Genomic DNA, 8,017 nt, shown 5'->3' on the forward strand with positions numbered 1-8,017 from the left:
GCCCCCGAAATGAAGATGCCGCGGCGCGGTGGAGCCTGGGGGTCGCTCCACCGCCGCCGCGGCTCCGCCGGACCGAGGGGGGAGGTGCCCGGCGGGGATTCACGCGCGCGACTGGGTTTCATCCCCAGTGGCGCGCCGAAACCGTGTGTTGCGCGTCAGTTAACGAGAGTAACGGCTGTTTGTGTGATCGCGCCATAACTCGCCGCAAATTAGGGGGTGTTTTTTCACTTCCAGCGTTCCGTGAGAACCCCTAGGGCCCCGAGTGCCACCGCGGCGGCGGTGGAGGTGCGCAAAACGGTGGGGCCCAACCGAATGGCGGTCGCGCCGGCGTCGGTGAGGGTACTCAGTTCGTCGTCGGTGACGCCGCCTTCGGGGCCGACGACGAGGAGGATGTCGCCTTGTGCCGGGAGTTCGATCTCGGTGAGGCGGGTGGTGATGCCGGATTCGAGGACCAGTGCGCGGGAAACGGTCTGGGCGAGTTCGGCGAGTTCGCGCGTGGTGACCGCTTCGGTGACTTCGGGGACGTGGGCGCGGCGGGCTTGTTTGGCGGCGGCGCGGGCGGTGGTGCGCCAGCGGGTGAGGGCTTTGTCGCCGCGGGTTCCTTCTTCCCAGCGGGCGACGCTGCGCGCGGCGCGCCAGGGGACGATGGCGTCGGCGCCGGCTTCGGTGGCGAGTTCGACGGCGAGTTCGCCGCGGTCGCCCTTCGCGAGTGCCTGGGCGACGATGACGCGCAGGGCGGGCGGTTCCTCGATCCAGTGTTCTTCGATGGCGAGGGTGAGCGCCGCGTCGCGGCCGGCCTGGACGGCTTCGACGACGCAGCGCGCCATGCCGCCTTCGCCGTCGGAGAGCACGAGACGTTCGCCGACGCGCAGGCGGCGGACGGTGGCGGCGTGCCGGGCTTCCTCACCGTCGAGCGTGGTGCGCCCGGAGCCGGGCAGCGCGGCGGTGAGGAAGACCGGCAGTGTCGTCTCGGGCACGGGTTACCGGTGGTTCTTGGTGCGCAGCTTGGAGAACAACCCGCCGGGCTTGGAGCCGTTGGAAGCGAGCGAAGGGACGTCTTCGCCGCGCTGCTGGGCGAGTTCGACGAGGAGGTCGCGCTGGGCGTCGTCGAGTTTGGTCGGCACCACGACGTCGATGTGGACGTGCAGGTCGCCGCGGCCGTCGACGCGGCCGGAGGACCGCAGCCGCGGCATGCCCTTGGCGGTGAGCACGAGTTCGGTGGCGGGCTGGGTGCCCGGCTCGATGTCGAGTTCGTAGTCGCCGTCGATGAGCGTCTCGATGGGCACCGTGGCGCCGAGGGCGGCGGTGGTCATCGGGATGCGGAAGTTGCAGTGCAGGTCGTTGCCCTGCCGGACGAACACCTCGTGGGGTGCCTCGTCGATCTCGACGTACAGGTCGCCGGCGGGGCCGCCGCCGGGGCCGACCTCGCCCTGTCCGGAGAGGCGGATGCGCATACCGTCGCCGACGCCCGGCGGGATCTTGGCGGTGACGTTGCGGCGGGCGCGGACCCGGCCGTCGCCGCCGCACTGACGGCAGGGGTCGGGGATGACCTCGCCGAAGCCGCGGCAGACCGGGCACGGACGGGCCGTGACGACCTGGCCGAGGAAGGACCGCTGCACGGACTGGACCTCGCCCGCGCCGCCGCAGGTGTCGCAGGTCTTGGTGCCGGTGCCTTCGGCCGCGCCGGCGCCGCGGCACAGGTCGCAGACGATGGCGGTGTCGACGGTGATCTCGCGGTCGACGCCGGTGGCGCATTCCTCGAGGGTGAGGCCGAGGCGGATGAGCGCGTCGGAGCCGGGCTGCACGCGGCTGCGCGGGCCACGGCCACGGCCGCCGCCACCTCCGGCGGCGCCGAAGAAGGCGTCCATGATGTCGCCGAGGCCGCCGAAGCCCGAGAACGGGTCTCCGCCGCCGCCGCGGGCGCCGCCGTCCATCGGGTCGCCGCCGAGATCGACGACCTTGCGCTTCTGCGGATCGGACAGCACCTCGTACGCGGTGGTCACCTCGCCGAACCGGTGCTGAGCGTCTTCCGACGGGTTGACGTCGGGGTGCAGTTCACGGGCCAGCTTGCGATACGCGCGCTTGATCTCCTGATCCGTCGCGTTCTTCGCAACCCCGAGAATGCCGTAATAGTCCCTCGCCACCGTCTTCGCCTTCTCCTTCTGACTTCGACCTCACCGCCGCGTTCAGCGACCGGCGAGGATCTGCCCCACGTAGTTCGCCACCGCGCGCACCGCGGCGATGGTGTTCGGGTAGTCCATCCTGGTCGGCCCGACGACGCCCATCCCGCCGAGCAGCATGTCGTCCATCCCGTAGCCGATGGACACCACCGAGGTGCTGCGCATCTGCTCGTCCTCATTTTCCTCACCGATGCGCACGCTGATCGCACCGGGGTTGCGGGCGGCCGCGAGCAGCTTGAGCACGATGACCTGCTCCTCGAGCGCCTCCAGCACCTGCCGCAGCGATCCGGGGAAGTCCGACACGTTGCGGGTGAGGTTGGCCGTGCCGCCGAGCACCAGCCGCTCTTCTGGGTGCTCGACCAGCGATTCCACCAGCACGGTACAGACGCGGGTGAGGCTGTCGCGCAGGTCGCCCGGCGACTTCTCGGGCAGTTCGGCGACCGCCGCCGCGGCCTCGGAGAGACGGCGGCCCGCCAAGGCCCCGTTGAGCACCGTGCGCAGCCTGGCGACGTTCTCCTCGGTGATGATGTCCCCGAGGTCGACGGTGCGCTGGTCGACGCGGCCGGAATCGGTGATCAGCACCAGCATCAGCCGCGCGGGAGTGAGCGGCACCACTTCGAGGTGGCGGACGGCGGAGTTGGTCATCATCGGGTACTGGATGACCGCGACCTGCCTGGTCAGCTGTGCGAGCAGCCGGACGGAGCGGCGCAGGACGTCGTCGACGTCGGTGCCGCTGTCGAGGAAGGCCGTGATGGCCCGGCGTTCGGCCGCGCTGAGCGGTTTGACCTCGGCGATCCGGTCGACGAACAGGCGGTATCCCTTGTCGGTGGGGATCCGGCCCGCACTGGTGTGGGGCTGTGTGATGTAGCCCTCTTCCTCCAGCGCCGCCATGTCGTTACGGACCGTGGCGCTGGACACCCCGAGGTTGTGTCTGTCGACGATCGCCTTGGACCCGACGGGCTCCTGGTTGGAGACGTAATCGGCGACGATCGCGCGCAGCACTTCGAATCGGCGTTCTTCCGCGTTGGCCACCCGCACCTCCCTCGGCTCGTCCTCACAACGAGTTTACGGAAGGCGAAGTGCCCAGGGGGCCACCGGACTTCTTTGGGGCCGTCAGCCGCGCCCGCGGAGGGAGCGCCGCCGCGACTCCGCCGGCCTTCGAATCACCTTCACCGACCCCCACCAGGCGAAACCGGTGACGCGGAGCACCGGCGCGCCGGTCACCGTCCGCCGTCGCCCCGTCCCGCGGCCGGTGCCGAATCCGCCCATCAGGCCGAGGCCACGGACGTCGAGGTCGAAATCCTCGGGGACGACGATCTTGACGCCGCCCATGACCGCCACCGCCCTGATCGTGCAAGGCCCGCCGCCGATCCGGGCGTGCCGCAGATCGAGGCGCACACTGCCCCAGAACGCGCGGGTGACATGGTTCGACGGCAGTGGTCCGGCGAAGCGCCGCGTCGTGGCGGACATGACGGCGAACGAGCGCCGCCCGCCTTGCCCTTCGTCGCCGGCGTGGGACAGGGCGAGCGGGCCGGGGGCCAGATCCGCGACGACGGGATCGAATTCCGCGAAGGTCTTGGCCGCGTAGACGGCGTCCAGCCTCGTTTCCAGTTCACCGGCGGTGATCCGTCCCGCGCCCATGGCTTCGCACAGCAGTCGCGCGACCTTTTCGCGATCGGAATCGGCCACTCGCATCGATTCTGGCATGACCGCGATGCTAACCGGAATCGGCGATCACTCCGGCCAATCCCCGGCGACCGGATGGAAAGCCATGACGGCCATGAGGGAATTCGTTTTCTCCGCACTGACGGTAATGACAAAACCCTTTCCGCCTCGCGCGAAGCGACCCGGATCCACCCCGAGTGTCCCGGCCGTGAAGGCCTACTACCAACTCGCCCGGAGTCGCGGCTCCAGCCGGTGGCTTCCCCCGGGGCACGGGCCGCTCATTCGGTGCCCCCGATGTGGCATCGGAGACGCCCAGTGTCCCCCATGCCGCATCGGGGACACTCGACCGCCGACCACACTGGTAGGGGAACAAAGACGAATCCGCCGAGGAGGCTTCGCGACCTGAGCGGGCGAGAGCGCTGAGCGTCAGCTGTTGCGCGGAAACCCGAGGTTCACCCCGCCTTGCGAAGGATCGGGCCACCGCGAAGTGACGACCTTCGTCCGCGTGAAGAAATGGAACCCTTCCGGCCCGTACGCGTGGCTGTCCCCGAACAGCGAATCCTTCCACCCGCCGAACGAGTAATAGCCGACCGGCACCGGAATCGGCACGTTCACGCCGACCATCCCGACCTCGACCTCGTTCTGGAACCGCCGCGCCGCGCGCCCGTCATTGGTGAAGATCGCGGTGCCGTTGCCGTAGGGGTTGCCGTTGATCAGCTCCAGCGCCGCGTCGTACCCGTCGGCCCGCGCGACCGCCAGCACCGGCCCGAAGATCTCGTCGGTGTAGATCGACATCTCCGGCGTGACGTGGTCGAACAGCGTCGGGCCGAGCCAGAACCCGCCGTCCTCGCCGTCGACCTCGACGCCGCGGCCGTCGACGACGAGCCTGGCGCCCGCGTCCACGCCCGCCCCGACGTAGGACTCGACGCGTTCGTGGTGGGCGGCGGTGACGAGCGGCCCCATCTCCGAGGTGGGCCGCATACCGTCGCCGACGCGGAGCCGCCTGATCCGCTCGGCGATCTTCGCGACCAGTTCGTCGCCGACCGGGTCGACCGCGACCACGACCGACACCGCCATGCACCGCTCCCCCGCCGAGCCGAAGCCCGCCGAGACGGCCGCGTCGGCGGCGAGGTCGAGGTCGGCGTCCGGGAGCACGACCATGTGGTTCTTCGCGCCGCCGAGCGCCTGCACGCGTTTCCCGTGCCTGGTCCCGGTTTCGTAGACGTACTTCGCGATCGGCGTCGACCCGACGAACGAGATCGCCTTGACGTCGCGGTGTTCCAGCAGCCCGTCGACGGCCACCTTGTCGCCGTGCAGGACGTTGAGGACACCGTCGGGCAGGCCCGCCTCGGCGAACAGGTCCGCGATGAACACGGCCGCGGACGGGTCCTTCTCGCTCGGCTTGAGCACGACGGTGTTGCCGCAGGCGAGCGCGTTCGGCACGAACCACAGCGGGACCATCGCCGGGAAGTTGAACGGCGAGATCACACCGACCACGCCCAGCGGCTGCGAGATCGAGTAGACGTCGACACCGGTGGAGGCGTTCTCGCTGAACCCGCCCTTGAGCAGCTGCGCGGCACCGCAGGCGTACTCGACGTTCTCGATCGCGCGCGCGACTTCGCCCGCCGCGTCGGATTCGACCTTGCCGTGTTCGCTCGTGACGATCTTCGCCAGCTCGTGACGCCGCGCCGAAAGCAGCTCACGGAAGGCGAACAGCACTCGCGTCCGCCCGGCCAGCGACGTCCCGCGCCAGCCCGGCAGCGCCCGGGACGCGGCGGCGACGGCGGCGTCGACGTCGTCCTGCGCGGCGAAGGCGACCTTCGCCCGCACCTGGCCGGTGGCCGGATCGAATACGTCACCGGATCGGTCGCTCACGCCTTCGTACGGCTTGCCGTCTATCCAATGGGTGATGCGGTCGGTCACGAGGTCCGCCTTCCTGGTCCGGATGCCTGCTCCCGGTCGAGTCTGGGCGTGCGCGCCACACCGACGCCATCGGCAACGTGTACGGACTCCCGGTCCCGGCCGTACAGTCTGTCTCCAGCGTTGCCGAACCGGGTGGGAGGCCGATGTACCCGACCGTCGCCGAGGTGCTCGCGCTGCCGGTGCTGCGTCAGGGCAGGCCCCATGTGGTGGCGGGGGCGGCGGGGCTGGACGCGCCGGTCCGCTGGGCGCACGTCGCCGAGGTCGCGGACATCGCCCCGTTGCTGCGCGGCGGGGAACTCGTGCTCACCACCGGGGTCGCGCTGCCGGACGACGGCGCCGCGCTCGCCAGGTACGTCGCCGATCTGGCCGGCGTCGGGGTCGCCGGGATCGTGGTCGAACTGGTCCGGCATTGGAGTGAGAAGCTGCCGCCCGCGCTGGTCGACGCCGCGGACCGGCACGGTGTCCCGCTGATCACCCTTTCGCGCGAGACGCGCTTCGTGTCGGTCACCGAGGCGGTGAACGGGCTGATCGTCGACGCCCAGGTCGACGAGCTCCGTGCGGCGGAGCGGGTCCACGAGACCTTCACCGCGCTGACGGTCGCCGGGGCCGAGCCGGGCGACATCCTGCGCGAGGTCGCGCGGCTCACCGAACATCCCGTCGTGCTGGAGACGCTGTCGCACGAGGTCCTCGCCTACGACACGGCGGGGACCGACCCCGGTGACCTGCTGCCCGGCTGGCCGTCCCGGTCGCGGCCGGTGCAGGTCGGCGAGCGGACCGGTTACCACCCTGGCGCGGGCTGGCTGATCACCGTGGTCGGCGCGCGCGGGCACGACTGGGGGCGGCTGGTCGTCGTCTGCGGGGATCCGCCGCCGCGCCGGAACGTCGTGGTCGCCGAACGCGCCGCGTCCGCGCTCGCGGTGCACCGGCTGGTCGCCAAGGACACCGACTCCCTCGAACGCCAGGCGCACCGCGCGATCCTGACCGAACTGCTGGCGAACCCGGTGCCGCCCGCCGAACTGACCGCGCGGGCCTCGGCGCTGGGTGTCCCGCTGACGGGACGGCTGCTCGTCGGGGTCTCCGTGCGGCCGCGGATCACCGTGACCAGCAAAGCCGCGCAGTCCACTCCGGTGCTGCTGCGGGAACTCGCCGAGGCGACCGTGCTCGCCGCCCGGCACGCCAAGGTGTCCGCGCTGGTGGCCGCCGACGACACCCAGGTGCGCGCGCTGATCGCGCTGTCGCCCGAGGCAGGGGTCGACGCGGTACTGAAGCGGCTGGCTACCGACGTCCACGAGGCCCGCGCCGGCGCACCCGCCGTGGTCGCGGTCGGGACCACGGGCGGTGGGCCCGCCGACGCGCGCCGGACGCTCGTCGAAGCCGCGCAGGTGGCCGCCGCGGCGCTCACCAAAGACGTCGAACGGGTGGTCCACCGGCTCGACGACGTCCGGTTGCGCGGGCTGCTGCATCTGCTGGCGGACGACGAACGGATCACCGCGTTCGCCGCGCGGGAGCTCGGCCCGCTGCTGAGCCGGGACGCCGCGCAGGGCAGCAGACTCGTCCAGGCGTTGAGGCATTACTGCGAGCACGGCGGCAACAAGTCGGCGGCGGCCGCCGCCGCGCACACCTCCCGCACCGCCTACTACCAGCAGCTGGCCAGGATCGAGCAGGTCCTCGGGGTCCGGCTCGAAGATCCGGAGTCGATGCTCTCGCTTTATGTCGCTTTGCTCGCCCACGACATTCGAAAAGCGGACGACCACACGTCCGAGTGAGCAAATCTCACCCGAGCGTGGAACACAGTCACCGGGTCACGTCAGCCGATAGGGTTGATATGGCTTTCTTCGAACCGATCGGCGCCTGCGTGCTCGCGCTGGCCTGTATGGCCCCCGCGCAACCCGCCGAATCCACGTTTCAGCTGACCAGTCACGACACCAGAGGCAGGGTCGGCACCGTCTCGCTCACCTGCGGGCCCACCGGGGGCTCCCACCCCGCGCGCGGGAACGCCTGCGCAAAACTGTCCGAAGTGGATGGAGAGTTCGACAGGCTCCGCCCGGAACCGCGGGCCTGCACCCTCGAGTACGCCCCGGTGGACGTCTCCGCGGTCGGCAAGTGGCGCGGCGAACCGGTCACCTACCGCACCTCCTACGCCAACCGTTGCGTCGCCGACGCCGAGTCGGCCGGCGTCTTCACCTTCTGACCGCTCCCAGGGAGTTGCGAAAGCCACTTTCGCAACGTTGAAGGTTGCGAAAGTGGCT

General features: G+C 70.7%; 7 protein-coding genes. 2 read left to right on the forward strand and 5 right to left on the reverse strand.

From position 1 onward, the window contains the following. Positions 1 to 224: 224 nt before the first annotated feature. The 5 genes from ACFVM3_RS41295 to ACFVM3_RS41315 form a co-directional block, all read right to left on the reverse strand. Positions 225 to 977 carry a 16S rRNA (uracil(1498)-N(3))-methyltransferase gene (locus ACFVM3_RS41295; protein ID WP_378445292.1) on the reverse strand — a complete coding sequence of 251 codons (753 nt, stop codon included), beginning with the start codon at positions 975 to 977 and terminating at the stop codon, positions 225 to 227. Positions 978 to 980: 3 nt separating this feature from the next. Beyond that, positions 981 to 2,144, reverse strand: a complete 1,164-nt coding sequence (gene dnaJ / locus ACFVM3_RS41300) for a molecular chaperone DnaJ (protein ID WP_125676153.1) — start codon at positions 2,142 to 2,144, stop codon at positions 981 to 983. A gap of 42 nt (positions 2,145 to 2,186) precedes the next feature. Beyond that, positions 2,187 to 3,212: a heat-inducible transcriptional repressor HrcA gene (gene hrcA, locus ACFVM3_RS41305; RefSeq protein ID WP_378445294.1), complete on the reverse strand. Its 1,026-nt coding sequence runs from the start codon at positions 3,210 to 3,212 to the stop codon at positions 2,187 to 2,189. Between the two features lie 81 nt (positions 3,213 to 3,293). After that, a complete protein-coding gene (locus ACFVM3_RS41310; RefSeq protein ID WP_378445296.1) occupies positions 3,294 to 3,887 on the reverse strand; it encodes a DUF1707 domain-containing protein in 594 nt (197 codons plus the stop codon). A 384-nt stretch (positions 3,888 to 4,271) separates the two neighbouring features. Continuing rightward, positions 4,272 to 5,768 (reverse strand): CoA-acylating methylmalonate-semialdehyde dehydrogenase, encoded by a 1,497-nt coding sequence (locus tag ACFVM3_RS41315; protein ID WP_378445298.1) that lies wholly within the window; start codon positions 5,766 to 5,768, stop codon positions 4,272 to 4,274. A gap of 143 nt (positions 5,769 to 5,911) precedes the next feature. On the opposite strand from ACFVM3_RS41315, the gene ACFVM3_RS41320 reads away from it, so the two are divergent. Together ACFVM3_RS41320 and ACFVM3_RS41325 are read left to right on the forward strand one after the other, a co-directional pair. Beyond that, positions 5,912 to 7,534 (forward strand): PucR family transcriptional regulator, encoded by a 1,623-nt coding sequence (locus tag ACFVM3_RS41320; protein WP_378445300.1) that lies wholly within the window; start codon positions 5,912 to 5,914, stop codon positions 7,532 to 7,534. A 59-nt stretch (positions 7,535 to 7,593) separates the two neighbouring features. Then, positions 7,594 to 7,959, forward strand: a complete 366-nt coding sequence (locus tag ACFVM3_RS41325) for an SSI family serine proteinase inhibitor (protein WP_378445302.1) — start codon at positions 7,594 to 7,596, stop codon at positions 7,957 to 7,959. The last annotated feature ends 58 nt before the right edge of the window (positions 7,960 to 8,017 follow it).

The organism is Amycolatopsis sp. NPDC057786, assembly GCF_042797905.1.
GTDB lineage: Bacteria > Actinomycetota > Actinomycetes > Mycobacteriales > Pseudonocardiaceae > Amycolatopsis.

What these genes read in the sequence shown, in the direction of transcription:
- ACFVM3_RS41320 (WP_378445300.1), top strand. Translation starts at nt 5,912, where the DNA reads ATGTACCCGACCGTCGCCGAGGTGCTCGCGCTGCCGGTGCTGCGTCAG.
- ACFVM3_RS41310 (WP_378445296.1), bottom strand. Translation starts at nt 3,887, where the DNA reads ATGCCAGAATCGATGCGAGTGGCCGATTCCGATCGCGAAAAGGTCGCG.
- ACFVM3_RS41325 (WP_378445302.1), top strand. Translation starts at nt 7,594, where the DNA reads ATGGCTTTCTTCGAACCGATCGGCGCCTGCGTGCTCGCGCTGGCCTGT.